This window comes from Microbacterium sp. NFH-22A-Y, assembly GCF_021401375.1.
GTDB lineage: Bacteria > Actinomycetota > Actinomycetes > Actinomycetales > Microbacteriaceae > Microbacterium > Microbacterium hominis.
Window position 1 is genome coordinate 895,156 of sequence record NZ_JACBGF010000002.1, and the last position, 26,625, is coordinate 921,780.

Annotated in this window: 22 protein-coding genes and 1 pseudogene; 13 read left to right on the top strand and 10 right to left on the bottom strand. The window is 68.1% G+C overall.

Annotated features, from left to right (window positions below):
- Positions 1–27: 27 nt before the first annotated feature.
- From L0965_RS09990 to L0965_RS10015, 6 genes and pseudogenes are all read left to right on the top strand, one after another.
- Complete coding sequence (locus tag L0965_RS09990; protein ID WP_101306724.1) at positions 28–2,670, top strand: LGFP repeat-containing protein; 2,643 nt, start codon at positions 28–30, stop codon at positions 2,668–2,670.
- A gap of 214 nt (positions 2,671–2,884) precedes the next feature.
- A complete protein-coding gene (locus L0965_RS09995) occupies positions 2,885–3,151 on the top strand; it encodes a hypothetical protein (RefSeq protein ID WP_060960953.1) in 267 nt (88 codons plus the stop codon).
- On the top strand, positions 3,148–4,275 hold the full coding sequence (locus L0965_RS10000) for a glycosyltransferase family 2 protein (protein WP_060960952.1): 1,128 nt from the start codon (positions 3,148–3,150) through the stop codon (positions 4,273–4,275). The genes L0965_RS09995 and L0965_RS10000 overlap by 4 nt, the downstream gene beginning before the upstream one ends.
- 7 nt (positions 4,276–4,282) lie before the next feature.
- Positions 4,283–5,515: an acyltransferase gene (locus L0965_RS10005; protein WP_232783922.1), complete on the top strand. Its 1,233-nt coding sequence runs from the start codon at positions 4,283–4,285 to the stop codon at positions 5,513–5,515.
- Positions 5,516–5,519: 4 nt separating this feature from the next.
- Complete coding sequence (locus L0965_RS10010) at positions 5,520–6,389, top strand: NAD(P)-dependent oxidoreductase (RefSeq protein ID WP_234057982.1); 870 nt, start codon at positions 5,520–5,522, stop codon at positions 6,387–6,389.
- Positions 6,386–6,946 (top strand): annotated as a pseudogene (locus L0965_RS10015) (dTDP-4-dehydrorhamnose 3,5-epimerase family protein); the annotation flags it as partial. The gene L0965_RS10010 and the pseudogene L0965_RS10015, both read left to right, overlap by 4 nt.
- A 9-nt stretch (positions 6,947–6,955) precedes the next feature.
- Here the strand turns inward: L0965_RS10015 and L0965_RS10020 are convergent.
- Genes L0965_RS10020 through rfbA form a run of 5 tightly spaced genes read right to left on the bottom strand, consistent with a single transcriptional unit; the run spans position 6,956 to position 12,578 of the window.
- Positions 6,956–8,467, bottom strand: coding sequence for a polysaccharide pyruvyl transferase family protein (locus tag L0965_RS10020; RefSeq protein WP_157831635.1), 1,512 nt, complete (start codon positions 8,465–8,467; stop codon positions 6,956–6,958).
- A gap of 38 nt (positions 8,468–8,505) precedes the next feature.
- The gene (locus L0965_RS10025) at positions 8,506–9,729 is read right to left on the bottom strand and encodes an ABC transporter ATP-binding protein (RefSeq protein ID WP_060960947.1); all 1,224 of its coding nucleotides are present in this window, start codon (positions 9,727–9,729) and stop codon (positions 8,506–8,508) included.
- Positions 9,730–9,736: 7 nt separating this feature from the next.
- Positions 9,737–10,648, bottom strand: a complete 912-nt coding sequence (locus tag L0965_RS10030) for an ABC transporter permease (protein ID WP_082734293.1) — start codon at positions 10,646–10,648, stop codon at positions 9,737–9,739.
- Between the two features lie 59 nt (positions 10,649–10,707).
- Positions 10,708–11,709 carry a dTDP-glucose 4,6-dehydratase gene (gene rfbB, locus L0965_RS10035; RefSeq protein ID WP_101306719.1) on the bottom strand — a complete coding sequence of 334 codons (1,002 nt, stop codon included), beginning with the start codon at positions 11,707–11,709 and terminating at the stop codon, positions 10,708–10,710.
- Positions 11,709–12,578 (bottom strand): glucose-1-phosphate thymidylyltransferase RfbA, encoded by an 870-nt coding sequence (rfbA, locus tag L0965_RS10040; RefSeq protein WP_060960944.1) that lies wholly within the window; start codon positions 12,576–12,578, stop codon positions 11,709–11,711. Before rfbA ends, rfbB begins: the two co-directional genes overlap by 1 nt.
- Before the next feature lie 144 nt (positions 12,579–12,722).
- Here rfbA and L0965_RS10045 point away from each other — a divergent pair, with 144 nt between their 5' ends.
- From L0965_RS10045 to L0965_RS10055, 3 genes are read left to right on the top strand one after another with little or no spacing between them, the layout of a single operon-like run.
- Positions 12,723–14,666: a DUF6541 family protein gene (locus L0965_RS10045; protein ID WP_157831634.1), complete on the top strand. Its 1,944-nt coding sequence runs from the start codon at positions 12,723–12,725 to the stop codon at positions 14,664–14,666.
- Positions 14,667–14,689: 23 nt separating this feature from the next.
- Entirely contained in the window at positions 14,690–15,436 is a 747-nt protein-coding gene (locus L0965_RS10050) for a glycosyltransferase family 2 protein (RefSeq protein ID WP_101306717.1), read from the top strand.
- Positions 15,433–15,897, top strand: coding sequence for a DUF2304 domain-containing protein (locus L0965_RS10055; RefSeq protein WP_060960941.1), 465 nt, complete (start codon positions 15,433–15,435; stop codon positions 15,895–15,897). Before L0965_RS10050 ends, L0965_RS10055 begins: the two co-directional genes overlap by 4 nt.
- Here L0965_RS10055 and L0965_RS10060 read toward each other — a convergent pair.
- From L0965_RS10060 to L0965_RS10070, 3 genes are all read right to left on the bottom strand, one after another.
- The gene (locus tag L0965_RS10060; protein WP_101306716.1) at positions 15,890–17,026 is read right to left on the bottom strand and encodes an NAD(P)-dependent oxidoreductase; all 1,137 of its coding nucleotides are present in this window, start codon (positions 17,024–17,026) and stop codon (positions 15,890–15,892) included. The genes L0965_RS10055 and L0965_RS10060 overlap by 8 nt on opposite strands.
- A 171-nt stretch (positions 17,027–17,197) precedes the next feature.
- On the bottom strand, positions 17,198–18,085 hold the full coding sequence (locus tag L0965_RS10065; protein WP_198553633.1) for a glycosyltransferase family A protein: 888 nt from the start codon (positions 18,083–18,085) through the stop codon (positions 17,198–17,200).
- A complete protein-coding gene (locus tag L0965_RS10070) occupies positions 18,078–18,944 on the bottom strand; it encodes a glycosyltransferase family 2 protein (protein ID WP_060960939.1) in 867 nt (288 codons plus the stop codon). Before L0965_RS10070 ends, L0965_RS10065 begins: the two co-directional genes overlap by 8 nt.
- A gap of 86 nt (positions 18,945–19,030) precedes the next feature.
- Here L0965_RS10070 and L0965_RS10075 point away from each other — a divergent pair, with 86 nt between their 5' ends.
- The 4 genes from L0965_RS10075 to glf all read left to right on the top strand — a co-directional run bounded on the left by L0965_RS10075 (position 19,031) and on the right by glf (position 23,598).
- Positions 19,031–20,221 (top strand): glycosyltransferase family 4 protein, encoded by a 1,191-nt coding sequence (locus L0965_RS10075; protein ID WP_157831633.1) that lies wholly within the window; start codon positions 19,031–19,033, stop codon positions 20,219–20,221.
- Between the two features lie 50 nt (positions 20,222–20,271).
- The gene (locus L0965_RS10080; protein WP_060960937.1) at positions 20,272–21,174 is read left to right on the top strand and encodes a glycosyltransferase; all 903 of its coding nucleotides are present in this window, start codon (positions 20,272–20,274) and stop codon (positions 21,172–21,174) included.
- Entirely contained in the window at positions 21,171–22,400 is a 1,230-nt protein-coding gene (locus L0965_RS10085) for a lipopolysaccharide biosynthesis protein (RefSeq protein ID WP_101306712.1), read from the top strand. The genes L0965_RS10080 and L0965_RS10085 overlap by 4 nt, the downstream gene beginning before the upstream one ends.
- Before the next feature lie 61 nt (positions 22,401–22,461).
- Positions 22,462–23,598: a UDP-galactopyranose mutase gene (gene glf / locus L0965_RS10090; RefSeq protein WP_101306711.1), complete on the top strand. Its 1,137-nt coding sequence runs from the start codon at positions 22,462–22,464 to the stop codon at positions 23,596–23,598.
- A gap of 39 nt (positions 23,599–23,637) precedes the next feature.
- Here the strand turns inward: glf and L0965_RS10095 are convergent, their stop codons facing one another.
- Entirely contained in the window at positions 23,638–25,560 is a 1,923-nt protein-coding gene (locus tag L0965_RS10095) for a glycosyltransferase (protein ID WP_060960934.1), read from the bottom strand.
- A 36-nt stretch (positions 25,561–25,596) separates the two neighbouring features.
- A complete protein-coding gene (locus L0965_RS10100; RefSeq protein ID WP_101306710.1) occupies positions 25,597–26,598 on the bottom strand; it encodes a glycosyltransferase family 2 protein in 1,002 nt (333 codons plus the stop codon).
- Between the last annotated feature and the right edge of the window lie 27 nt (positions 26,599–26,625).

The following is a 26,625-nucleotide window of genomic DNA, read 5'->3' on the forward strand; positions in this document are numbered from 1 at the left end:
CGGACCCTCCGCCGTCGTCTCCTCTCGATGCTGGTCGTCGTTGCGGCGGTGTTCTCGGGACTCGTCGGAGTCGTCGCACCGCTGCAACCGCCGGCCGCGGACGCCGCGACCGCGAGCAGCTTCCAGGCCGGCTATCTGATCTCCGACAGCAACTTCTTCGATTCGGGGTCGCTCTCGGCATCCGACATCCAGAGCTTCCTGAACTCGAAGGTGTCGAACTGTCGGCCGTTGTACGGCATGCCGTGCATGCGCGACTATGTCGCGCAGTCGACGCCGGCGCTCGCGGCGAACGCCTACTGCAGTGCGTTCCCGGGCGGCTCGATGACCGCCGCCCAGTTGATCTCGGCCGTCGCCCAGTCGTGCGGAATCAACCCCAAGGTGATTCTCGTGATGCTGCAGAAGGAGCAGAGCCTCGTCACGGACCCGTCGCCGTACGAGGTGCAGTACAGTGCGGCGCTCGGGCAGGGATGCCCCGACGGGGCCGCCTGCGACCCCGACTATGCGGGCTTCTTCTACCAGCTGTACGGCGCGGCTCGGCAGATGCAGATCTACATCAAGAACCCGAGTTGGTTCGGCTACCAGCTGGGGTGGAACAACATCCTGTATCAGGCCAACCCTCCGGACACGAAGGGCATCTGCGGAACCAAGCGCGTCTACATCCAGAACGATGCCACGCGCGCGCTGTACGTCTACACGCCGTACACACCCAATCAGGCCGCGCTCGACAACCTCTACAGCACCGGTGACTTCTGCTCGTCCTACGGCAACCGCAACTTCTGGCGTCTGTACACCGACTGGTTCGGCGACCCGACCGCAGAGCAGGTCACGGGGGAGTACGCCGCGGTGTGGAAGTCCCTCGGCGGAGCTTCCGGAATCCTCGGCGCGCCGAGGAGCGTCGTCGTCTGCATCGACAACCGCTACTGCCAGCAGTCGTTCGCCGGCGGGACGATCTTCTGGTTCCCCTCGCGGGGCGTGTTCGGTGTCCCGTCGGTCGTCGAGTCGATGTGGCGGAACCTCGGGTTCATCGATGGCAAGCCGGGATTGCCGACGGGCGTGCCGGTCTGTGCCGTTGACTCGACCTGCGCGCAGTCGTTCGACGGCGGGGTGATCGCGGCGGACTCGGTCGGCGGGTCGCTGGTGGGACAGCACATCCAGTACACCTGGCTGGCGGCGGGCGGTGTCGCCCTCGGCGGCGCGCGCGGCCCGGAGGTCTGCTCGGCCGGTGACAAGTGCGCCCAGACCTTCGCCCGGGCGGCGTTCTTCTCCGGCGGGGGTGCGACCGCGGTGGTGGGCGGGATCTTCCAGGCGTGGAGCGCGAACGGCATGTCGGCGGGCGCGATGGGGTATCCCCAGAGCGATGCGGTGTGCGCCGGCGGCGGGTGCACGCAGCGGTTCGACGGCGGCCTCATCGTGGCGTCCGGTTCGAACGCCCAGGCGATTCCGACCGCGATCGCGACACCGTACCTCGCGGCGGGGGGATATGCCGCCCTGGGCGCACCGGTCGCTCCCGCAACGTGCGGCGCAGGCACCTCCTGCTCGCAGCTGTTCGAGCGGGCGCGCATCGACGTCTCCACGGCGCGGGGCACGATCATCACCACCGGGCTGTTCCTCTCCGCCTGGGCGGCCCGCGGCTATGACCAGGGTGTTCTGGGTGCGCCGACGGCGGCGGCGGTGTGCACGGCGGTGACGTGTTCGCAGTCGTTCCAGGGCGGTCTGCTGGTCGGTTCGCCGTCGAACGGCGTCGTCGCCGTGACGGGACAGTACCGTGACGTGTGGCTCGCGACGGGCGGCGTCACGGGCTCGCTGGGTCTGCCGCTGGGCAACGACTCGTGTGACGGCAAGAGCTGTTCGCAGGCTTTCCAGCGCGGTGTCCTGGCGTGGACGCCGGCGTACGGGATGGTGACGGTGTCGGGCTGGTTCCTGCAGCCGTGGCAGGCGCAGGGTGCGGGCGGCGGGGCGTTGGGTGCGCCGACGGCGGCGGCGGTGTGCACGGCGGTGACGTGTTCGCAGTCGTTCCAGGGCGGTCTGCTGGTCGGTTCGCCGTCGAACGGCGTCGTCGCCGTGACGGGACAGTACCGTGACGTGTGGCTCGCGACGGGCGGCGTCACGGGCTCGCTGGGTCTGCCGCTGGGCAACGACTCGTGTGACGGCAAGAGCTGTTCGCAGGCTTTCCAGCGCGGTGTCCTGGCGTGGACGCCGGCGTACGGGATGGTGACGGTGTCGGGCTGGTTCCTGCAGCCGTGGCAGGCGCAGGGTGCGGGCGGCGGGGCGTTGGGTGCGCCGACGGCGGCGGCGGTGTGCACGGCGGTGACGTGTTCGCAGTCGTTCCAGGGCGGTGTGCTCTCGGGGTCTCCCTCCAACGGCGTGATCGCCGTCCTCGGCGAATACCGTGATCTCTGGATGGCGGCGGGTGGTCCCACCGGCACGCTCGGGCGTGTGCTCGCCGCCGCCACCTGCAACGGGAAATGGTGCGGGGTCGACTTCGACAACGGATCCATCGTCTGGTCGCCGGCAACGGGTGCCAACGTCGTGTCGGCGCCGATCTACAGCCGGTGGATCGCCGCCGGGGGAGCGAACGGGCGTTACGGACTTCCGTTGCGCGCGGCCAAGAACGTTTCGGGGGGCACGGCTCAGGACTTCCAGTTCGGCACGATCTCGGTGGCGCCGTGACGGTCGGTCGTCGCGAAGAGTCCACGGCGATGGATGCTAATCTGCTGGGGGCGGGGGAGATCGCCGGCGGGCGATATCGAACCCGCGGCGTCCTGATCGCCACCGAGTCCGCTGCAGCGCCTGCCGGGGCGGGCTCATCTGAGGCCGGTCGTGCTCCCCGGTGAGAACCCGGCCCCACGTCCCCTCGCCGAGGGTACTGACGAGAGGATTCCAGATGACCGATGACCGTGTGCTGTCCGCGGATGCCGTCGATTCCGTCTCGCTCGAGCGTGCGCTCAAGGACGTCGAGGTCGCGAACGCACGGGTCATCGAGCTGACTCGCGGCATGCTGGAGCGCGAGAAGCGGATCACCGAGCTCGAGGCCGAAGTCGTCCAGCTCAAGCTCATGCTGGATCCGCGGCGCAAGATCGAGCACGTGTTCCGCAAGAACCACACCCTGTACGTCATCGGTCGTCGCGCCAAGCGGATGATGGGCCGGTGAGCGCGCCCACGAGGCCGCGCGTCCTCCTGGCGGTCACCTTCTACAACGGCCGCGATTTCGCCGAGCGGACGATGGACTCGATCGCGGCCATCGAGCACGATGGCTTCGATCTCGATGTGCTCGTGCTCGACGACGCGAGCCCGGAGCCGGGCTTCAGCGACCATCTGGCGGAGATCTCGGATCGCAAGGGCGCGACGTACTACCGCGCCACGCGCAACCTCGGCATCCCGCGGAACGTGAACCTGGGCCTCGCGACGGCGCAGAAGCTGCAGTACGACTACGTCGTGATCTCCAACTCCGACGTCATCTACTCCAAGAACTCGGTGAGCGTGCTGCTGGAGGCGCTGCGCGGGCACGACGACGTCGCATCGGCGACGGCATGGTCGACCAACGTCGAGCCGTACTCGTTGCCCTGCGGTGTGGAGCTGTATCCGGAGGAGCAGGACGTCGCCGATCTCATCGGAACCGCCCTCCACAACCGTTTCGGGACGGAGGCGATCGACATCCCCGCGGGCATCTCGTTCGCCATGATGGTGCCCGTGCCGCGACTGGAGGTCGTCGGACTCATGGATCCCGTCTTCGGGCGGGGCTACGGCGAGGAGTCGGACTGGTCCGCACGGGCGACGAGCGCCGGGTATCGGCACCTTCTCGTCCAGGGGGCGTACGTCTACCACGCCGGACGTGGCTCGACTCTCGCGGCCGGGGTGGTGTCGCAGTCCGATATCGCCGACTGGACGAATCAAGCGATCGTCGAGCACCGCTCACCGATGTTCCGCTGGAGCGTCGATGCCTTCATGCGCTCCGGGGTCATGGACGACGCGCGCCCGGAGGCGGTGGCGGCGATCATCGCGCACGCTGCCGCTGTCAACGGCTATGCGCTCGTCAACGCGGCATCCGACTGGGACGATGTCGACCCGCGGGTGGTGACCGTGACCCTGCGGTCCGAGGCCGATGAGATGTGCATGGCTCAGTGGTGCGGCTTCACGACGGAGATCGACACCGATCAGATCGACGTCGTCGACGCGGTGGTCGCCTACTTCGGCGGGCAGCGCCCTGTTGCGACCAACCTCCGCCCGGCGATCTGGGAGGGCGCCGACACGTTCGGCTATCCCGTCGGATTGTGAGCGCGGATTGACGAGTCTCGCTGTCGCCTTCGACACCCGTAACAACTCCATCGGCTTTCTTCGCTGGCTGATGGCCTTCATGGTCATCTTCTCGCACGCGGGACCCGTCGCCGGTCTCTTCGGCGGCGTGGATATCGGCGCCCAGTGGGGCGCGGAGACGTCGCTGGGCGGAGTGGCCGTCACGGGCTTCTTCTTCCTGTCGGGAATGCTCATCACCCGCAGCATGACGAACAGCTCCTCCCCGGTGCGCTTCCTGTGGCATCGCGTCGTCCGCATCTTCCCGGCCTGGTTCCTCGTCCTCGTCATCACGGCATTCGTGTTCGCGCCCCTGGCGTGGTGGCACGAGCGCGGGACCGTTCGCGGCTTCTTCTCCGTCGCATCGGATTCCCCGTGGGATTACGTGGCGCGCAACTTCACCTTGATCCTCGGACAGTGGTCGATCGCCGGCACGGGCTCCGGCGTTCACGCGGTGCTGGAGGGGTACAACACCTGGAACGGCTCCGCATGGACCCTGATGTGGGAGTTCGGCTGCTACCTGGGGGTCCTGGCGCTCGGCGTCGTGGGCGCCCTGGCCGGGCGCATCGTGGGTGCGGCCTTCGCGGTGCTGATTCTCGCGCTCAGCATGCTGCAGGCTCTGCATGTCGGCGACCTGGCGTCGACGTTCCAGCTGCTCGGCAACCCGCAGGTTCTGCAGCTCGCCGCCCCGTTCGCCTTCGGCACACTGGTCCAGCTCTTCATCGACAAGGTCCCGTTCGATGATCGGCTCGGGATCGGGATGCTCGTTCTGGCCGCGTTGTGCTGGTGGCGCGGTGGATGGTTCGTCGTCGGCCAGTACGCCTTCGCCTACGGTCTGATCTGGTTCGGCAGTCGGGTGAAGGTCCTTGCCAACTGGGACCGGAGGGCGGACCTCTCGTACGGCATCTACATCGCCGGATGGCCCGTGATGTTCCTTGCGGCGGTCTTCGGCGTCGAGAAGTGGGGAACGGTGGCGTACCTCGCCGTGGTCATCGTGATCGTGCACCTGTATGCGCTCGCGAGCTACATGCTCATCGAGAAGCCGGCGTTGGACTTGAAGCACTGGATGCCGCGCGGCGTCGCCGTCCTGGGAGGCTGGAAGCCGGTGCCGCCGAAGGCGAGCTCGTCGCGCGTCCCCTCGTGGCTCAGGATGACGCCGCTCGTGCTTCTGCTCCTCGTGACGGGAGCGCTGGTCATTATCGGGGCCCTGAGAGGAGCGATCTAGGACTATGGCGGGATCATCGGTCATCATCACCGGAGCGGCTGGTTACGTCGGAAGGCATGTCGTCACGGCGGTCGCCGACCTCGGCTTCGAGCCGATCGCCGTCGTGCGACCCGGCTCCGCCGCGGCCATCGACCCCCGGGCACGTGTCTTCGAGGCAGACATCCTCACAGAGGGTGCGGATGTGCTCCGGGCCGTCGGGGTCGGCGACGTCGCGGCGGTCATCCACCTCGCGTGGCAGGACGGTTTCGTGCACAACGCGCCGTCCCACATGGCGCAACTGTCACGCCACTACGGGTTTCTGACGGGCCTCGCCGATGCCGGCGTTCCGCGCATCGCCGCGCTCGGGACCATGCACGAGATCGGCTACTGGGAGGGGCCGGTGACCGCCGACACCCCCACCAATCCGCTCACGCTGTACGGCGTCGCGAAGGATGCCCTGCGACGCTCGACGACCATCGCCATCGGTGAGCGTTCCGAGTACGTCTGGCTGCGGGCCTATTACATCCTGGGTGATGATCGACGAAACCGTTCGATCTTCGCCAAACTGCTCGAGGCGGCAGATCGAGGGGAGACGGTCTTCCCGTTCACGACCGGAAAGACCCTGTACGACTTCATCGATGTGGTGGAGCTCGGCCGGCAGATCGCCGTCGCCGCCGTCTCTCCCGGTGTCACCGGGGTTCTCAACGTCGCGAGCGGCGCCCCGGAGTCGCTGGCGAGCCGAGTGGAGAGGTTCATCGCCGACAACGGTCTGGGGCTCACACTCGAGTACGGAGCCTTTCCCGACCGCCCCTATGATTCCCCCGGAACGTGGGCCGATGCAGAAGCCATATCTGCGCTCATGTCCGCCTCCCCCTTCGCCAAGGAGAATTCGTGACCATCGAGTACGGCAAATCGCTCGCCGCCCGCACCACGCCGATACCCGGGCTCCTCCTCGTCGATCTGCCCGTCCACGGCGACAACCGCGGATGGTTCAAGGAGAACTGGCAGCGCGAGAAGATGATGGAGCTGGGTATTCCGGACTTCGGTCCGGTGCAGAACAACATCTCGTTCAACGACGCCGTCGGCACGACGCGCGGCATCCATGCCGAACCGTGGGACAAGTTCATCTCGATCGGCTTCGGATCCGTCTTCGGCGCGTGGGTGGATCTTCGCGCCGGTGAGAGCTTCGGCACCGTCTTCACGGCGGAGCTCGACCCGTCGACCGCGATCTTCGTTCCGCGCGGGGTGGGCAACTCCTACCAGACGCTCGAGCCCAACACGGTCTACACCTACCTCGTGAACGACCATTGGAGCCCCGAGAAGCTCGGCGAATACTCCTTCGTGAACCTCGCCGATGAGACCGCCGACATCCCGTGGCCGATTCCGCTCGCGAACGTCGAGTTGTCCGACAAGGACCGACAGCACCCCCGGTTGGGGGAGGTCACGCCCCTCTGAGCGAGATCACCGACGGCGATCTCGAAGAGCGCGCAGACGGCGCGCGACGGCCCGGACGGGCCTCGTCGCCCGCCATGCGCGGCTCTGCTCGATGCGCTGGAGTCGTGACCGGGTCTCCCGCAGCTCCGATCGCGCATCGTCGAGCTCGCGGGCCGTGCCCATCAACTGCTCATACGTCTCGGTGAACTCCGCGGTGGCGGCGTCGCGCTCTGCCGTGCGGATGCGGGCCAGGCGGTCCAGCTGCAGGATGTTCCACTCCGTCTCCGCTTTCGGGACCAGCTCCAGATGGAACGAGATCTCCAGGGTTCCCGCCACCGGCGCCGACGACAGGTACCACGGGTTCGTCGTGAGGAAGGTGTCGACGCCGTCCGCGGACGACGCGCCCTCGGCAACGAGCGCTGCGTCGCCGAGGTCCGACACCGCGGAGAGCACCGAGATCCGGCTGACCCATCCGTCCAGGGGGTGGAAGCGGACGCTGTCGATGTTCGTGTAGGCGGAGAGATCGAACGTCACCGTCATCCGGTCGTCGCCGAACACGTTGTTCGTGGCGTCGATACGCTGGTCGTCCGTGAATCCGGCTCCGGTGTCGATCAACAGCTTGGAGGCCACCATGTCCCCCGGCAGAAGCCGGAGATCGCGTGCGCGCTGCTCGGCCTCGGCCGCCCGCGTCGCCAGATCGTAGGCGTCCCAGGGTGTGACGCCCTCGGGCACGTGTGCGCGGACGACGGCGAGGACCTCCTCCAGGAAGAGATCGGTCTTCTCGATGCAGGCGTCCAGGACGTCGTAGGAGCGCGCTCTCCTCGCCGCATCCTCGAGATCCTCGCCCGGATCGATGAACGTCGGCGGGTACTCGAACCCGTCGAACTTCGTGGAGAAGCCTCCGGGGCTCAGGCAGCGCTTGCCCATCAAGGTCGCCCAGTAGATCATGTGATAGCTGTTGGACACGACGATCTCGCTCTCACCGATGAAGGTGAGGATCTCCTCCACGCTCGTCTCATTGGAGATCGCGTCATGGCCGGGGAAGTCCAGCGGGAAGTCCTTGTGGTGCGCGACTCCGAACCGCCTGCGGATCTCGTGCGTCGTCCGCAGCTGCGGCATCACGCACGTCACATCCGGGAGGTAGGGGATGGCGTGCTCGTTCTCGAAGTCGCGGACGGTGAGGATCGTGAATCGATCGAAGTCGATCGGCGTCCGGAACGAGGGGGACAGGCCGAAGTGCGTGTTGAACCCCGGCGCCCACGCGATGACGGGCGCACCGACGCGAAGGAGCCGATTGATCGCGCGGTTCATGAACTCGGTGTGGTCGAACATGCCGCCGCCGCCGAGGATCACGACGTCGTCGTCGCGGATGGCGTCCCAGTCGATGTAGCGGATGTCATGCCGTCGGAAGGGGAAGGCGGCGAACCGCTCGGCGTAGTGGGTGAGCGGGCTCGCCACGCGGTCACCGGCGTTGCTGTCGTCGACTCGGCTGACGAAATGCAGCATGCGGCGCCGGGTGGTGGCTGGCGAGAGGGACATCGACCTACCCTATCCGTTTCCTCGGCGGGGCATCGGCCTCACCGACCTGCAGCCGATGCCTCCACGGGGATGCTCAAGAATCCAATGGCGTGGGGGTCGGCTTCGACGTTGAACGACGTCGCCTGCATCACGTTGTGCAGGGTCTGACCCTGGTCGTTCAGCAGCGCCGCGTTGACGAAGTACTTTCCACCGCCGAACGCGGGTGCGCGCAGGAGGAAGCGCACCTCCCGCTCCCCGGACAGCGGCTCCTGCGCCACTCCCAGCCAGTCCGTTCCGGTGACATAGACCTTCTGGCCCATCTTGTCGTCGATCTGAATCCGGCAGGCCCAGTCGTCGAGGTGGTCGGCGGCGACCGTGACCACGATCTCCAGGTCGTCACCGCGCCGCAGCGCTCCTCCGGAGCGGGGATCGCCCGCACGTGCGACGACCGTCGTGACGGCTGCGCCACCCGTCCGCGCGTTGGCCGCATCCGTCGCCCGTTCCTCCAGACGCCGTTCCTCGAGGAGGTCTCGGAACTTGGCGACCGCGATGGTGGGGTTGCCGTCGTAGACGATCTTCCCGTGATCCAGCAGGACGGAGCGTCCGCACAGATCCACCACCTGATCCAACGAGTGGCTGACGAGGATGATCGTGCGTCCCTCGTGCTGGAACTGCCGGATGCGGTCCATGCACTTGCGCTGGAAGGCCTCATCCCCGACGGCCAACACCTCGTCGACGAGCAGGATGTCGGGGTCGGTGTGCACCGCCACGGCGAACGCCAGACGCACGTACATGCCCGATGAGTAGAACTTGACCTGCGTATCGATGAAATCGCCGATGTTGGCGAAAGCGACGATGTCGTCGAACTGCGCCTCGGTCTCCTCACGGCTCAGCCCCAGCACCGAGGCGTTGAGGAAGACGTTCTCGCGGCCGGTGAGATCCGGATGGAAGCCGGCGCCCAGCTCGAGCAGCGCCGCGAGGCGACCCCGTTCGCGCACCGTTCCCGATGTCGGTTCGATGATCCCGCCGATCATCTTCAGCAGTGTGCTCTTGCCGGACCCGTTGTGACCGATCAGTCCGATCGTCTCGCCGGCGCGGATGTCGAGCGTCACGTCGTCGAGGGCCCAGAAGCTCTGCCGATGGCGCCTGCCCGCCCTGCCGAGTGTGACGATGCGCTCCTTGATGGAGGAGTCCTTGCGGATGACGAATCGCTTCGAGACGTGCTCGACGGATGCCACCACGGGAGGCGTGACGTCGTCCTGGTCGCGGGATGAGGAAGGCATGGCCGGCTCAGAGCTCCTGGGCGAAGTTGCCCTGCAGGCGAACGAAGGTGCGGTGACAGAAGACGAGAAGGACGAGCCCGATCCCGAGCGCGACGAGGAGGCGCAGCATGAGTTCGCCGGGCCACACGTGCGCTTCACCGGCGACCCAGAACGCGCGCTGGAATCCGAGGACGGCGAGCGTCAGCGGGTTGTTGGTGTACACCTCGAGGAGCAGCGGGCTCGAGATCAGGTTGCGCACCATCTCCCACGAGTACACGACCGGGCTCGCCCAGAACAGCAGCATCGTCACGACCTCGACGAGGTACTGCGTGTCGCGCAGGTACACGTTGACCGCGCTGAACAGCAGCCCGAACGCGGTCGCGTAGACGACGAGGACCAAGAGAGCGGGGAAGAAGTAGAGGAACTGGAGGTGCAGCGGCGGCTTCGCCACGAGCAGGGTCGCGCCGAGGAGGATCACCAGCTGGATGCCGAAGTTGAACAACGCCGATCCGACGCTCGAGAGCGGGAAGATCTCTCGCGGCAGGTAGACCTTCTTCACCAGGCCGCCATTGTTCAGGATCGAGCTCGTCGCTCCGGTGATGATCTCCGTGAACAGTCCGATGGCCGACAGGCCGGCGAAGACGTACACGGCGAAATCGGGGATGCTCTTGGCCGCCTGGAGGAACTGCCCCATGACGACGAAGTAGATCGCGAGCTGGATGAGGGGCCGGGCGGTCGACCAGAAGAAGCCGAGGGTCGAGTCCTTGTAGCGGGCCTTGAGGTCGCGGCGAATGAGCAGACCGAGCATCTCACGCCGGGACAGCACGTTGCGCAGGGCTCCGACGGATGAGCGGCGGCCGTGGGATCCGCCGACCTCCTCGAGCGGCATCGCCGCGAGGCGGCGCATCCGCTCACCAGCATCCCGGTCTGAAGCAAACATCCTTGCGAGTCTACCTGGTGGGGCCTGTGCGCCAGCCTGAGAACGAGGCCGTCCGCGGGTCACTGTCCTTTGCTGGCGTAGAACGCTTCGACGCCGTCTTTGGCGGCTGCCCACCATGCTTCGTTGGTGCGGTACCAGTCGATCGTCGCGGCGAGCCCCGCTTCGAAGTCGCGGTACTGCGGCGTCCAGCCCAGCTCGGTGCGCAGCTTCGTGGAGTCGATCGCGTAGCGCAGGTCGTGGCCGGCACGGTCGGTCACGTGGTCGTAGGCGTCGGCGGGCTGACCCATGAGCTCGAGGATCAGCTCGACCACGGTCTTGTTGTCCTTCTCGCCGTCTGCGCCGATGAGGTACGTCTCGCCGATGACACCCTTGTCGAGGATCGTGAGCACGGCCGAGGAGTGGTCGTCGGCGTGGATCCAGTCGCGCACGTTCTCGCCCTTGCCGTACAGCTTCGGACGGATGCCGCGGATCACGTTCGTGATCTGGCGCGGGATGAACTTCTCGACGTGCTGGTACGGGCCGTAGTTGTTCGAGCAGTTGCTGATGGTCGCCTGCACGCCGAAGGAGCGCACCCAGGCGCGCACGAGGAGGTCGGAGCCCGCCTTCGTCGACGAGTACGGCGACGAGGGGTTGTAGGGGGTGTTCTCGGTGAACCGTTCCGGGTCGTCCAGCTCGAGGTCCCCGTACACCTCATCGGTCGAGATGTGATGCACGCGCGTCCCGTGCTTACGCGCGGCCTCCAGCAGCGTGTACGTGCCGATGATGTTCGTGTCCAGGAACGGACGCGGATCGTTCAGGCTGTTGTCGTTGTGCGATTCCGCGGCGTAGTGGACGACCGCATCCGCCCCGGCGAACAGGTCGTCGACCAGCGCCGCATCGGCGATGTCGCCCTCCACGAAAGAGAAGCGGTCCGCCGGCAGGCCCGCCAGCGACGCCAGGTTGCCCGCGTAGGTGAGCTTGTCCATGACCGTGACGTGATCGTCGGTGTGCGCGATCACGTGGTGGACGAAGTTCGAACCGATGAAACCGGCACCACCGGTGACCAGGAGTTTGCGCGCCATCAGAGTCCTCGTTCCAGAATGCTGAGCAGGTAGGTGCCGTAGCCCGATTTCACGAGCTTCTGCGCCCGCTCGTTCAACTGCGCGTCGGACAGGAACCCCTGCCGCCACGCGACCTCCTCCGGCACCCCGATCCGCAAACCGGTGCGGCGCTCGATCGTCCGCACGTAGTCCGCGGCATCCGTCATCTGGTCGAAGGTACCCGTGTCCAGCCACGCGGTTCCGCGCGGCAGCACCTCCACCTGCAGCTTTCCCGCCTCCAGGTAGGCCTTGTTGATGTCGGTGATCTCGTACTCGCCGCGCGCCGACGGCCGCAGGTTCCGGGCGATGTCCACGACGTCGTTGTCGTAGAAGTAGAGACCCGGTACCGCGTAGTTGCTGCGCGGCGCGACGGGCTTCTCCTCCAACGAGACGGCTCTGCCTTCGGCGTCGAACTCGACGACACCGTACGCGGAGGGCTCGGCGACCCAGTAGGCGAAGACGGCGCCGCCGTCGACGTCCGTGTACCGCTTGAGCTGCGTGCCCAGTCCGGGGCCGTAGAGGAGGTTGTCGCCGAGGACGAGCGCGACCTTGTCGGTGCCGATGAAGTCGGCGCCGATCGTGAACGCCTGGGCGAGGCCGTCGGGCGACGGCTGCTGAGCGAAGGAGATGTTCACCCCGAACTGGGAACCGTCGCCCAGGAGCCGCTCGAAGAAGGGCGCGTCATGGGGGGTGGTCACGACGAGGATGTCCCGGATGCCCGCGAGCATCAGCGTCGACAGCGGGTAGTAGACCATCGGCTTGTCGTACACAGGAACCAGCTGCTTCGACACCCCGAGGGTGATGGGGTGCAGCCGGGTGCCGGAGCCGCCCGCCAGGATAATGCCCTTCATGGTCTCCCATCCTGCCAGACGGCGGTCGTCTCTCTCCGCAGAACGTGCGGACGCGGCGCGCGTCGGTGTTCTTCCAGGCCGCACGATTAGTGTGGATGGGATCCGCGAGAATCGAGCGGACACGACTCCCGAGGACTTCACCCCGTGACCTGGCTTTTGCTCGCTGTTGCCGTGCTCGCTGCCCTCGCCGTCCTCGCCGTCGTCGGCGGCGTGCTCTCCTGGGCGGTGGGCCTGCGCGGACTGTGGGCGTGTGCCGCGGCTCCGGCATTCGCCCTGACGGCGATCGCGCTCGCCTCCGTCACCGCGCCGTGGGTCGGGTTGGTCTGGTCGCCCGTCCCCCTCATCCTGCTCACTGCGATTCTGGCCGTTGCACTGACGCTGATCCGCCGGAGGTGGGTGCGACCGTCGACGGAGGCGGGGGGTTCGCGCCCCGACTTCTGGGTGCTGGCCGCGATCGTGCTGGGCAGCGGCTTTCTCGTCTGGCGGGTCTGCGTCGCGATCGGGGAGCCGACCAACTTCTCGCAGACCTTCGACAACATCTTCCATCTCAACGGTGTCCGATATGTCCTGGACACGGGAAACGCTTCGTCGTTCAACCTCGGACGGATGACGAACCCGGGGGGCACGCTGCCGTTCTATCCGGCGGCGTGGCACGCTCTCGTCTCGCTCGTGATCACGCTGACCGGTGTGGCCATCCCGATCGGAGTGAACGCCGTCACCCTGGTCGTCTCGGCCGTCATCTGGCCGCTCGGCGCCCTCCTGCTCACCCGCACGCTCCTGGGGACGGGGCGGGTGCTGTCTGTCGCCGCGGTGGTCGCCGCCGTGGGGGTGCCCGCCTTCCCCTTCCTGTTGATGGACTACGGCGTCCTCTTCCCCTTCCAGCTGGGTCTCGCTCTCGTGCCGGTGGCGCTCGCGGCGGCCGTGCAGGCCCTCGGCTTCGGTGCGCGGACGACGATGCCGCGGACCTGGTGGTCGCTCATCTTCCTCGGCACGCTCCCGGGGCTGTCACTGGCGCACCCCGGTGCGTTCGTCGTCGTCCTGGCGCTGACCCTGCCCATGGTCACCCTCTTCGCGTGGCGGCTCTCCCGGCGGACCGCGGGGCGTCGGCGCATCCTGGTCGTGCTCGGCTTCGTGGCCTATGCAGGCGTCGGTCTCCTGCTGCTCAAGGTGCTGCGACCGCCGGCAGACGCCCGTGGATGGCCCCCGACGCTGTCGATCCCGGATGCCGTCGGCCAAGTGCTGACGGCATCGATGTGGTACGCGTCGCCCTCCGTCGTCGTGGCGGTCGCGGTGCTCGCCGGGATCGTCGCCACGGCCGTGTCGCGCCGTCCGGAGGCTTTCGTCGCGCTGTCGATGTACGTGGTCGCGGCCGGGCTGTTCGTCGTGGTCTCATCGTTCACCTATCAACCGCTGCGAGACGTCCTCACAGGGAGCTGGTACAACAACATCCCGCGTCTCGCCGCGATCGTTCCGATGACGATGGTGCCGCTGGCGGCCCTCGGCACGGAGTGGGTCTGGAGGATGCTCAAGCGGCCGGCCGATGCCTCGGGGGTGCGCGTCGGACGCGCCGTGCGCGCCGTGGGAAGCGTGGCGGGCGTCGCCGCGATCGCCCTGGTCCTCACGGGCCCCGTCGCGACGGTCTCGTCCTTCGTCAACACCGTGTACCGCATCGCGCCCGACTCCCTGCTGATCAGTTCGGACGAGTACGCGCTTCTCGAGCGGCTCGGCGACCGGGTGCCGGAGGGGGCGGTGATCGCAGGAAACCCCTGGACCGGCACCGCGCTCGCCTACGCGCTCGCGGGGCGTCAGGTGCTGCAGCCGCACACACTGTCCGAGGTGTCCCCGGACATCCGCACGATCCAGGACGGTCTCCGTTCGGCTCGCGCGGGCGACGCCGTCTGCGCGGCCCTCGATCGCACGCACACGCGCTTCGTGCTGGATTTCGGTACCCGCGAGATCCTTCCGGGAACGCACAGCTACCCCGGGTTCGAGGATCTCGCCACGTCGCCCGCGGTGCGTCTGGTCGACGAGCAAGGTGACGCGCGTCTCTACGAGATCGTGGCGTGCGAGGGACAGGAGGGCCCGTGAGGTCCGTGGATAGAATCGCGGGTATGGGCTCGACCGAGGGACGCGTGCTCGTCATTGTGCCGGCATGGAATGAAGCTCGAAGCGTCGGCCCCACCGTGCGCGAGATCCGCGCGAGCGACCCGTCGTTCGATGTCGCCGTCATCGATGACGGGTCGACCGACGACACGGCCGCGCAGGCGCGAGCCGCGGGAGCGACGGTGCTGACTCTTCCCTTCAACCTCGGGGTGGGCGGTGCGATGCGCACCGGCTTCACCTACGCGCAGCGCCGGGGCTACGCGCGCGCCATTCAGGTCGACGCCGACGGGCAGCACAATCCCGCCGACATCGCCCGGGTGCTGCAGGGACTGGAGCACGCGGACATCTCCATCGGCGCGCGGTTCGCCGACGTCGGTGACTACCAGGTGCGCGGCCCGCGGCGCTGGGCGATGATCGTCCTCGCGCGCGTCGTGTCCGGGGTGGCGAAGACCCGACTCACGGACGTCACGAGCGGTTTCCGTGCCGCGAACGCGCGCGCCATCGATCAATACGTGAAGTACTACCCCGCGGAGTACCTCGGCGACACGCTCGACTCGCTGGTGGCGGCCTGTCACGCGGGGCTGACGGTCACGCAGGTGCCCGTCGCCATGAGGCCCCGAGCTCATGGAACTCCGAGCCAGGGGCCCATCGGGGCCAGCATGTACCTGTTGCGGTCGGTGTTCGCGCTCGCGTTGGCGATCACACGCCGTCCGTCGCCGACGCGAGGTCGTCCCGTCGGGGAGGCTGCGGCATGATCGTGCTCGTCGGGATCGTCCTCGCCGTCCTCATCCTCGTGATCGTGGTGTGGATGCTGCTCGCTCGTCGTCTGCGTGAGAAGTATGCGGCGATGTGGCTGGTGATCGGTTTCGCCGTCCTCATCCTCGGCGTCTTCCCCCAGCTGCTCCTGGGGCTTGCGGGCGTGCTCGGAGTCCAGGTGCCGGCGAACCTCATCTTCGCGCTCGGCATCGTCCTTCTCCTCGGTGTCTCGCTCCACCTGTCGTGGGAGCTGTCTCAGGCCGAGGACGAGATCCGTCGGCTCGCCGAGGAAGCCGCCATCGCCCGCGCCGAGATCCAGGGCCTCGCCGCGCGCCTCGCTCTCCTCGAGCGTGAACGCGCCGACCTCGGGACACGGGGCGACGGGTCGGCCGCCGCGGCGAGGGACGACGAATCACCCGGTCCGGGTGATCGTCGGGGCCTCGACGGCTCGACTACTTGAGGAGCTTCCGGCGAGCCATCTCCTCGAGCGACTGCTCGTAGGCGTCGTCCGTCGTCGGTTCGGCACGAACCCAGTCGACGAAGCGGCGGACACCGTCGGCGAAGGGCACGGACGGTGTGAAACCGAGCCGGTCTCGTAGAGCGCTCGTGTCGGCCACGTTGTGGCGGATGTCGCCGAGTCGGTAGTTCCCGGACACCCGCACCGGCACCTCCGTGCCGAACGCGGAGAACAGGGCATGAACGACGTCGATCACGGTCGTCGCCACCCCGGAGCCGACGTTGTAGACGCCTCCGGCCGCGTCGGCGTGCGTGGCGGCGAGGAAGGTCGCCTCCACGACGTCGTCGATGTACACGAAGTCGCGGCTCTCCGCACCGTCCTCGAAGACGTTGATCTCCTTGCCCTGCCTGATGAGGGTCGAGAAGATCGAGAGGATGCCGGTGTAGGGGTTGGTCAGTGACTGGCCGGGGCCGTACACGTTCTGATAGCGCACCGACACCGGCTCGATCCCGAGCGTGGGCGCGACGGTCATGACCAACGATTCCTGCATCTGCTTCGTGATGCCGTACACGCTCGACGGGTGCAGACGCGCGTTCTCGTCCGTCGGGACCATGCGCAGAGGACCTTCGCCGGCCAGGTGCACCTCGAAGTCGCCCGCCGCCATATCGACCTCGGCGCGGTGCGGCGGATAGACCACGCGCCCGTCCTGTGTCAGGTACGAGCCCTCGCCGTACACCGAGCGGGACGAGGCGATGACGATGCGCCGCACATCGTGCGGTTCGTTGGCGAGAAGGTCGAGGAGTTTCGCGGTCCCGCCGACGTTGGCGTCGACGTAGCGGTCGATCTCGTACATCGACTGTCCGGTGCCGGTCTCCGCGGCGAGGTGGACCACGATCGTCGCGCCGCGCAGAGCGTCGCGCAGATCCTCGATCGAGGTGACCGATCCACGGCGAACCTCCGCGACACCGTCCAGCGAGCGCAGCAGCGGTGAGGTGGTCTCCGGATCCGGCCCGTGCACCTGCTCGATGAGCGAGTCGAGCACGGTGACCGTGCACCCGGCCCGCACGAAGGAGCGTGCCAGATGCGAGCCGATGAAACCGGCGCCGCCGGTGATGAGGACGTGGTCGGGCATGTGTGGTTCTCCTGGGCGAGGACGGATGCCGCCGAGCGGCGCGGGAGCGGGCGTCGGCTCGATACGCGAACACGTGCGCGAGTCTCGATTGTATCGTCACCGCTGAATCGTCACCGCATCGCGGGTCCGAGCCCCTCCCTGCCCGTTCGCGAGGCGGCGAGATGTCGCCGGCTACGCGAAGACGTGGCGAAGGTAGCGCCGTGCCTGTGAACCTCGTCCGCGGGCGAGCGCCGCCGCGGCCGACACGAGGGCGTTCAGCCGCGGGATGAGTCGCGCCCGTGCGGTCCGCGCGGCGCCGTGCCATCCCCGTGCGGCGAACCGGCGCGCATACGCGTCGAGCAGCATCGCTTCCTGGGTGAAGCGCACATCCCCGTGCGTCCCCGCCGCGGACGCCGACGCCGCGTGCCGCCGATATCGGAACACCAGGTCGTCGGCGATGAGCATCCGCCCGCCGTCCAGCGCGATGTCCAGCAGCAGGGAGAGGTCTAGAGCGATCGCGAACGTGGTGTCGAACCCGATCCGCCGTGCCGTCGAGGTGCGCCAGAGGAGGGACGGGAAGTAGGCCCAATCCGCCCGCGCGAGACTCTTGGCCATCGCTTCTCCCTCGATGACAACGGATGCGCCGCGCGTACGCGGGCGCAGCACCGCCTTCACGACGTCGCCCAGGGGTCGGCTCGGCCGGCCGCCGGCATCGATGACCTCCACGCCGAGCTGGATGATGTCGACACCGGGATGAGCGTGCAGCTGTCGTGACATCGTTTCCAGGTACCCGGGCAGCATGATGTCGTCGCCGCCCATCATGACGAACCACTCCGCCTCCGCGAGCTCCAGACAGCGCGAGAAGTTGCCGGCGACGCCGAGGTTGTGGTCGTTGCGCACGTACTCGATGCGCGGGTCGTCCAGCGACAACAACCAGTCGCGCGGTTCCAGGGAGGGGTAGTGGTCGTCGACGCACAGGAGGCGGAAGTCGCCGTGCGATTGGGCGAGGACGCTGCGCACCGCTTCTTCGAACTGATCCGACGGCCCGTAGAACGGCAGCAGGATGTCGAACTCAGCCACGGCGGGACCTCGCCGGGGGGTGTCCGGTCCGTCCGCGACGGCCGTCGCGCCACCCGCGCCACGCATCGAGCACATCCGGGCGGCGGCCGTGCAGCACGCGGAAGGCGCTCTCCTCGGCGACGCGGCGCGCCACGCCCAGCGCCGAGCGCCACCCGGGAATGCCGGCGCGGCGTGCGAAGAGCACCATGTTGCGGATGCCGAGATACATCGGATGCGCGCCGGGATCCTGGGCGGCGAGCGCCGACGGCACCACGACGGTCTGGCGTCCCGCACGCCGCATCCGCCATGCCGTGTCGACGTCTTCGAAGTAGAGGAAGTAGCGCTCGTCGAGCCAGTCGATGAGATCGAGCGCATCGGTCCTGTACATGACGATCGCGCCGTCCACCCAGTCCACCGGGTAGGGCGCGTCCGCGGCCGGAGCCACGGTGTTCCATGCCCGCCCGTTGCGCGTGAGCCGCCCGCCCGCCGAGAAGACGGTCGACGGGTTCGACGCCCGGCGCAGCAACGGTCCTGCGGCGCCGACCGCCGGCGAGGCCGCCGCGACCAGCAGTTCGGCCGCCAGCTCCGGCGAGAACTCCGCGTCGTGCGTGAGAACGAGCAGCCGAGCGATGTCGGCGGCACGCACGAACGGGCGAGATTCGTTGACCGCCGCGGAGTAGCCGGGATTGTCCGGTCGTCGGATGAGGTGCGTGCGCAGGGCCAGAGGGCTCTCGCGAAGCACGTCCTCGTCGAGGTCGCCGGCGTTGTCGACGACGATGACGAGCTCGGGCGGGACCGTCTGCTCCGCCAGCTTCGCCAGCACCGAACGCAGGAGATCGGGGCGTCGGTAGCTGATGACGATCGTCGCGTACTGTTCCATAAAGTGGTCGCTGTCAGAGCGCGTCGTGGGAGAGGTGAAGCGTGGTTTCGGAGTCGAGCGAGGCGCAGCCTCCGCGTCTTGCGAGCTTGACGAAGTATATCCCGTACCCGGGTATCGCCCATGCGGGAGGCCGCTACGTCGGTGCCCATTACCGCGCCCTCGCGTCGGAGTGGGCGATCGATGCGACCGCTCCGCTGACGACGGACAACGCGGACGCGTCTCGACGCGTCGAGGACGTCGCATCGGTGGCTCTGATGCGCGGCCGTGGACTGTTCGCCGGAGGCCGGCTGAAGCCCGTCGCCGACGTCGAGGCCGCCTGGGCGGGAAGCGCGGTCACGCGAAACGTGCGCAACGAGTTCCGCCGACCGGATGCCGCGGTGTGGGATCGGCTGCACCGGGCCCACGTCATCGAGTTCCAGTGGTCGGAGATGTTCGCCCTCGCCGAGCCGGTACGGCGCCGGATGCCGGACGGATTCCTGGTGGGCATCGCGCACGACGTGATCACGCAGCGCTGGGAGCGCGCCGCAGCGGCCGCACGAGCTCCGCTGAGCAGTGCGTACCGGGTCGCAGCCGCCCGCAGCAGAGGCCGCGAGCAGCGGTCGCTGGCGCAGCTGGACGTCGTGATCGTCTTCAGTCAGAAGGACGCCGATCTGGCCCGCGAGCTCTCACCGGGCACTCCCGTGGAGGTCGTTCTCCCGGGCCTGGGGCCGGAAGGGACCGCTCCGGCCCGCGCGCCGCACGCGGCGGAGCCGATCGTGCTGTTCACCGGGGCGCTCAACCGCGCGGACAATCACAACGGCATCGAGTGGTTCCTGCAACGGGTGTGGCCCGCAGTGCTGCGTGCCGTGCCGTCTGCGCGGCTCGTCGTCGCGGGCGCGCACGCCCGGCCGGGGCTCGAGCGCATGGTCGCGCGCGCGGATCGAGCAGCGCTCACGGGGTATCTCGAGTCCCTCGAGCCGTCCTATGCCGAGGCGTCGGTCTTCATCGCCCCGCTGTTCACCGGCGCCGGCGTGAAGTTCAAGACGATCGACGCGATGGTGCGGGGAGTGCCCGTCGTGGCGACGCCCGTCGGCGCGGAGGGCATCGGCGACGCGGACCTGTTCGCCGGGCTGACGGACGACGCCGACGAGTTCGCCGCCTCCGTCGTGGGCGCCCTCGCAGCGGACGGCTCGGCCCGCACCCGTCGCGCGCAGCAGTGGGCGGAGAGTCGCTACGGAGTGACCGCGTTCGACCGACGCCTCCGCGGCCTGTACGCAGGGTTCCCACGAACACGCTGATCTACGATGAAAATCCCGCTCCTTTCCAGTGAGAGCGGCCGAGGAGTCCTGTGTCCCACTTCGTCATCGCCGTCATCCCCGTGTTCCACGCGCCGCCGGCCCTCGCTGCTCGCGTGACCGCCCTCCGGGAGCAGGTCGATGCGGTCGTCCTGGTGGATGACGGGACCCATTCGACGGCGGCGCTCGGCCTCGAGCTCCCCTCGTTGCACATCGTCGAGATCGCCGAGAACTCGGGCATCGGCAACGCTCTGAACGAGGGGGTGCAGCGCGCACGCGAGCTCGGTGCCACCCACGTGCTCACCCTCGATCAGGACTCGTCCGCCCCCGACGGGTACGTCGAGGGCGCACTGCGCATCCTCGCGGCATCAGCGGCGTCCGGGGTGGAGGTCGCGGCCGTCGTGCCCGAGTTCGTCGGCGGCCAGCGCGTCCTGCTCCGTGACGGGTTCGCTTTCGATCCGATCCAGGCCGGCCAGCTGATCCCGATGTCGGTCCTCGACGAGGTCGGACCGTACCGCTCCGATCTGTTCATCGACGCGGTCGACTCCGAGTTCTCCATCCGGGCCGAAGAGCACGGCCTGCACTTCGTGGTGGCGGCGGGTGCGCAGATCGCCCACGAACTGGGTGAGCTGGTGCCCCTGACGGTCTTCGGCCGTCACCTCGTGATCGCCGGGAAGCCCCGACACGTCCTGTACCACGCTCCGTTTCGCACTTATTACATGGTGCGCAACAGCACCATCCTCGTCCGCGTGTTCGGTCGTCGCCGCCGGCGCTGGATGCTGTTCCGCACCCGCAAGATGGCGGAGATGGTCGTCGGATGCGTCGTGCTGTCACCGGATCGCGGCGCGCAGTGGCGGGCTGCCGTGGCGGGGCTCTCGGACGGGCTGCGCGGCGTGACGGGTCGCATCAGCGAGGAGCGGCTGCGTGCCATCCGGGGGAGCCGGCGACGCCCATGAGGCGCCTGTTCCGCCACGAGCTGCTGCGCCGGAGCGCTCTGTTCTCCCTCTCGATCGTCGCTTCGACGCTCGTCGGGGTCTTCTCGCTACCCATCCTGATCGCCACGGTCGGCGCCGAGCAGTGGGGGCATCTCGCCGTCATGCAGGCCATCACCCAGTTCGCGTCGGTGATCGTCGCCTTCGGCTGGGGGGCGACGGGCCCGAGCATGGTGTCGGCCATCGCACCCGGGGAGCGCAAAGCGGTGTTCATGCAGTCGCTCTCCGTCCGCGGGACGCTGTTCGCGGTGGTGCTCCTGCCCACCGTGATCCTCTGCGCTCAGCTCACGGGCCAGTCGTGGACCAATGCGGTGCTCGCCGCCGGAACCTACACGTTCGCCGGACTGAGTGCCGCCTGGTACTTCGTGGGCACGAATCGGCCGATCCCGCTCTTCCTCCTCGACGCGACGCCCTCCATCGTGGGCCAGGTGCTCGGCCTGTTTGCCGTCTCGATCACCGGAGAGCTGACCGCGTACCTCGCGTGCACGGCGGCGCTGACCGTCGTCGGAGTGGCGGCATCCGTGGTCTACGTCGTCACCCGTCCCCAGGACGGCCCGCGTCGGGCCGCGCACCCGACTCCGTGGCGCGAGATCCTGCGCTCCCAGTCCGCAGGAGTGTCGAGCACGATCTCGGCCAGCATGTGGACGGCTGCGCCGACGGTGCTCGTTCAGGCCTTCGCGCCCGCCGCCGTTCCGGTCTTCGCCATGATCGATCGGCTGATGAAGTACGGAGTCCTCGCCCTCGCCCCGATCCTGCAGGCCATCCAGGGGTGGGTGCCGGAATCCGGGCGAGCGACCGTGGGCGCCCGAGCGGTGACCGGAGTGAAGGTCGCAACCGGAGTCGGCCTCCTCGGGGGTGTGGCGCTGGCGGTGCTGTCGACCCCGGTGTCGTCGCTGCTGAGTCTGGGCGAAGCCGTGGTGCCGTGGACGGTCGCCGTCATCGCCGGCGCCGCCTTCGCCTTCGAATGCGTGGCTCAGATCGCCGGTCTCTCGGGCCTCGTCGCGCTCGGAGGCTCTCGCCAGCTGGCGCTCTCGTCGATCGCGTCCGCGGTGGTCGGCATCCCCGTCATCGCGGCGCTGGTGATCTGGCTCGGACTCTACGGTGCCATCCTCGGCATCCTGATCGTCGCCGCGGCGCTCGCCGTCTATCGGGCGGTGCACGTCCGACGTTACGCAAGACGGTACGTCTGACCTCACCGGTCGGCTCGGTACCCTGGGAAAGTGAGCGCCATCGCGCTCGGGATTGGATGTCATGGATCTTCTCATCGTCGGCTCGGGCTTCTTCGGACTCACGATCGCCGAGCGGGCCGCGGCCGCGGGCCGCAAGGTCGTGGTGATCGATCGCCGCCACCACATCGGTGGCAACGCCTACAGCGAGGACGAAGCGCTGACCGGCATCGAGGTGCACCGCTACGGCGCGCACCTGTTCCACACCTCGAACGCGACCGTGTGGGAGTACGTGAACCGGTTCACGACGTTCACCGACTACGTCCACCGCGTGTACACCACTCACAAGGGCGTCGTCTTCCCCCTCCCGATCAATCTGGGCACGATCAACCAGTTCTTCCAGGCGGCCTACACGCCCGATGAGGCGCGTGCGCTCGTGCACGAGCTGGCGGGGGAGTTCGACCCGAAATCCGCCCAGAACCTCGAGGAGCGCGGCATCGGCCTGATCGGACGCCCGCTCTACGAAGCCTTCATCCGGGACTACACCGCCAAGCAGTGGCAGACCGATCCGAAGGAGTTGCCGGCAGAGATCATCAGCCGCCTGCCCGTGCGATACACCTACGACAACCGCTACTTCAACGACACCTGGGAAGGCCTGCCGACCGATGGCTACACGGCGTGGCTCGAGAGGATGGCGGACCACCCCAACATCGAGGTGAAGCTGTCGACGGATTACTTCGACGAGTCGCAGCCGTTGAACAAGAAGTCGACCGTCGGTCAGGTCCCCGTCGTCTACACCGGCCCGGTCGATCGGTACTTCGACTACGCGGAGGGCGAGCTGTCGTGGCGGACGCTCGACTTCGAGGAGGAAGTGCTCGATATCGGCGACTTCCAGGGCACGAGCGTCATGAACTACGCCGATGCGGACGTGCCCTACACGCGCATCCATGAGTTCAAGCACTTCCACCCGGAGCGTGCCGACCGCTACCCGACGGACAAGACCGTCATCATGCGAGAGTTCTCCCGCTTCGCGACGCGCGACGACGAGCCGTACTACCCGGTGAACACCCCGGACGATCGTGCCGGTCTTCTCGCCTATCGCGAACTCGCGAAGGGTGAGCGCGACGTCCATTTCGGCGGGCGACTCGGCACTTACCAGTACCTCGACATGCACATGGCGGTCGGGGCCGCGCTCTCCCTCTGGAACAACCACCTCGCCTGACGGCGATGGCGCCTGTCGCCCCGAGCGAGCGACCCGGGCTCAGCGGCCCGCGTCGCCGTCGAGGTCGAACGTCCGGCGCCAGGCCGACTCCGCGGTCAGCTCCGGCAGCGCTCGGCGGTACTCGTCGGACAGTCGGTCCCATCGCCGACGCAACGTGCGGTGCAGGCGGATGCTGTCGATGAGCATCCGACGGAACTGCGCACGATCGCGGGTGTAGACGTTCTTGCCCGACCCGTCCGCGGCGTTGACCAGGGCGCTGTCGAAGAGCGGGACGCGCCACCAGTGGGCGTCGTCCTTGCCGAACTCGACCTCGGGCTGCGCCACGTTCTCGGGGCGGGGTGCACGGAGCCAGTGCGCCGCAAGGGTGGATGCCGTGAACCATCGCAGCCGCAGGCCCGTGGGGCTGTCGATCTGATGGCGCTTGCGCTGCGGGAACACCAGCCGCCCGCGCCGCGACCGCAGGGGCGTGTCCGTCTCCCGGTGCACGACGGTCTCGGGGAACCCCGACGACAGTGCGCGGGCTTCCGGCATCGCGGTCGCGAGGGTGGCCCTCATGTGCGCGGGACCGGACAGGACGTCACGCAGTGCCCGGTGGCGCAGGGCCACGGGGTAGTACTGCATCATCATGAGGTGCTTGAGGTCCAGCCGGCGGCTGTGCTTCATCAGGGTGCCCCCCTGCGGTGCGCGAGAGTGCAGCAGCCCGGCGACGATGCGGTTGCGCGCGTGGAAGTACGCCTGCCAGTCGATGGAGTCGTCCTTGCCCACCCACGACACATGCCAGAGGGCGACGCCCGGCACGGAGACCGTGGGGAAACCGGCCTCGCGCGCGCGCAGTGAATACTCGGCGTCGTCCCACTTGATGAACGCCGGGAGGGCGAGCCCGACCTCACGGATGACGTCGGTCGGGATCAGACACATCCACCACCCGTTGTAGTCCGCATCGAGGCGCGAGTGCAGCGACGGCGACTGGCGGAGATTCGCGACGGAGAAGTCGTGGGGCATCCGCTCCTGGTTGAGGGTGCGCCACATGAACGGCATGTCGTCCACGACCTCCGCCCACGCGTGCAGTTTGGGGCGGTCGAGCAGATCGAACATGTGGGCGCCGACGATCGTCGGAATCGTGGCGAACCGCGCGAACATGATGGATCGCCGGATCGACTCCGGCTCGATGCGGACGTCGTCGTCCAGCAGCTGCACGAAGTCGCTCTCCGGCCGCTGGAGGGTCTCCGTCATCGCCCGGGCGAAGCCTCCGGAACCGCCGAGGTTCGGCTGCGTCACGATCTGCAGCGTGTCGCCGAGCGTGCGGGCGACGTCGTCGTAGCCGGGCTCCGCCGAGACGAGCCGATCGCCTTGATCGATCACGAACACGCGGTCCAACAGGGGAAGGACCTCGGGACTCGCCGCCAGCGCGCGCAGGGTTCCGATGCAGTAATCGGGCTTGTTGTAGGTCGTGATGCCGATACTCGCCTTGCCCTGGCGACGCGGCTCCGTCTCGGTCGACCACGTGGCGCCTTCGAACGTCGCCGACTTCTCATCCGCGGCGACGTCGAACCAGATCCAGCCCCCGTCGCTGTACTGATTGAGCGTGAGCTCGAACGTCGTGGTGGCCTGGCCCTCCACTTCGCGCGTGTCGATCCGCTGGCGCACACCGCTGCCGGTCGAGCGGTACACGAGGATCGTGGCCGGTCCGGTGGTGCGCACCGTGAGCGTCACGGCGCGCACCGTCGTCCAGTGCTGCCAGTACGACGCGGGGAACGCGTTGAAGTAGGTGCCGAAGGAGACGCGCCGCCCGGCGACGATGCGCGCCGTCGTGCGGCCCAGGATGTTGCCGAGCTGGGCACGGCTGGACACCCGCACGGGCTCCTCGTCGATGGAGGTCCAGGTCTCGGGGTCCACGTAGAGCGGAAGCAGATCGGGGTCGCGCTCGGTCGGGAGGACGGTGTTCTGCAGGATGTGGGCCACGAGAGTCTCCGAGCGTTGCGAGCGATGAAGGGGAGTTCAGGATGCCGCGGGTGCCGCGACCAGCGGCGGCATCGGCTTCCACTCCGCATCCCGCGCGATCTTCCTGCCGTCGCGCAGCCCGCGGAACAGGTTCGAGGTCCCCCGGACGGTGCGCTCCACGAAGAGGAGCCGGACCAGCTCCTTGCCGAACGTCAGCGCGGTGCCGGCGCCGAACAGCACCGGGTTGTAGACCCCGAGGCTCCGGTAGTAGCGCTGGATGATGGCGCGGTTGCGCATGATGTAGTAGCGGTACGCGTTGCTCGACGCGTTCATGTGCCGGATGCCCATGTCCCACTGCTTGATCTCGCGGGTGCGGCGGAGCACGAACTCGTTGACGATGACCGACGTCGTCACCCGCGACGCGAGCCAACCGTAGGTCTGGTCGTCCCAGTAGATGAAGAAGCGCGGGTCGGGCAGGCCGATCCGCTCGACGATGTCGCGGTGGATGAACATGCCCTCGAAGCAGCCGGAGTTCATCTCCTTGTAGCCGGAGTCGTCGAAGCGGCTGGGCGCGAACGGGATCGGGATGGCCAGCGGCTCCGCCACGCGGTACTGCCAGTAGAACTCGCTGCCGTCGAAGTCGTAGCGCCGCCCCTGGATCGACTTGAAGCGCGGCGCCCACGCCCCCATCCTCGCCAGGCCGTCGGGCAGCACCTCGACGTCGTCGTCCATGAGCCAGATCCAGGTCGATCCGAGCTCGTACGCGACGCGCATCCCCTCGCTGAACCCGCCCGACCCGCCGGTGTTCTCGTCGAGCCGGCGGTACACGAGCTCGGTGCCCAGGCGGTCGCGGAACGACTCGACGACGGCGGTGGTGTCGTCGCTCGACGCGTTGTCGACGATGACGACATGACCCGGCTTCGGGTCCATCGCGGTGATGCTCTCGAGCAGCCTCGTCAGCAGTCCGGAGCGGTTGAAGGTGACGATCGCGATCGTCGCGCTGGCGGGCGTGAACGTGTCGTTCGGGGCCGCGTCGTGGCGCGAAGGAATGGAGGCCATGGCCTCACGAGTCTACCCCGGTGCGCC